This is a genomic window from Oceanobacter kriegii DSM 6294, assembly GCF_000422845.1.
In the GTDB taxonomy this organism is placed as follows: domain Bacteria; phylum Pseudomonadota; class Gammaproteobacteria; order Pseudomonadales; family Oceanobacteraceae; genus Oceanobacter; species Oceanobacter kriegii.
In genome coordinates this window covers 1-1,094 of sequence record NZ_AUGV01000040.1, presented here as the reverse complement: position 1 = coordinate 1,094, position 1,094 = coordinate 1, and the positions used below count along the sequence as shown (strand labels likewise).

General features: G+C 45.6%; 2 protein-coding genes. One reads left to right on the top strand and one right to left on the bottom strand.

Annotated elements, in window-relative coordinates; translation table 11 throughout:
* On the bottom strand, positions 1–392 hold a 392-nt coding region (locus G516_RS24985), incomplete at its 3' end, for a hypothetical protein (RefSeq protein ID WP_211225122.1).
* A 130-nt stretch (positions 393–522) separates the two neighbouring features.
* Between G516_RS24985 and G516_RS24725 the strand changes: the two genes are divergently transcribed.
* Entirely contained in the window at positions 523–918 is a 396-nt protein-coding gene (locus G516_RS24725; protein ID WP_156879045.1) for a hypothetical protein, read from the top strand.
* Positions 919–1,094 lie beyond the last annotated feature (176 nt).

Sequence of the window (1,094 nt, the reverse complement as noted above, 5' to 3'; positions counted from 1 at the left end):
ATCAAAGTGCCAAGGTCCGATTCAACTTCACCGGGTTCTGTGGAACCTTTAGTAGCTAACCAAAGATCCCTGGAGAGATACAAGGTCGGATAAGCCTGCGCCATCCGACAACCCCACGTCAGATGGCATCCGCTTCGCGTCTTTATCTGACCTACGCATTGCCACGCACGTGTAGAAGCAGGCTTGCCTGCGATTGGGCTTCTGTTGTAGGAAAAATCGGGGCGCGCAGCCTCATTCCCGGAGGTGGGTGAAACCCACGTCAGACGCCACGCTGCCACACCATTACCAGCTCCAAAACTGATCCCCCCCCTTGCTCGTTTTTTCAACAACTGATAGCGTAAGTGGCTGAATTTAGAGACTTTGTTTGTGAGCAAAAACGTTAAAACGCGCATGCGCGTTTTCCCTGATATGCGTGCTTGCGCGTATATTTGGTGGCTATCAGGTGTTTTTAGACAGGTTTTATTCGATAAATCGGAGGCTTAGCATCTGGTTTACAAGTGGATGGTTACTGGGAAACTGAGCGTGCTCAGAAATAAAACTGTTATGCGTAAAGAAATGAATACAAAACTACGGTACATATTAGCTTGGGTATTAGGTATCAGCATTTCATTTTTTGCGTGGTATCAAATTGCACTGGCACACCCAATATTTACCCAGCTAGGGGCAAGCGGTTTAGTTGCACCTATTGCGGCTAGCCTTTTAGGTGGTTTTGTCGTTTCAGTTGTATCACCAAGTCATAAGATAAGTATGTCGGTAGCTGTAGGCTTTGTTGTGGCTTTACCTATGCTTCTTTTCTTATTGCGCAATGGTTTTAGTCACTTAGGCAGAAACCCTTTTTTCTGGTATTGGCCAGTTTATGTAATACCCTTTTTTAGCATAGGTGGTTTTTTAGGGCGTGGCATATGGCGTCACGCATAACAAGTAAAGGCAGCATCGCCCTGATCTTCCCCCGTTTTATCGGACACTTTTTTAACTACGAAAAGGTGTTCTATGCCAGCTTACAAAAACCAGAAAAAGACAAAGCAATACTCGCTCGAATTCAAACGCTCGGCAGTTGAGATGAGTCTTGAAGATGATGTTCAAGTGCAGCAAGT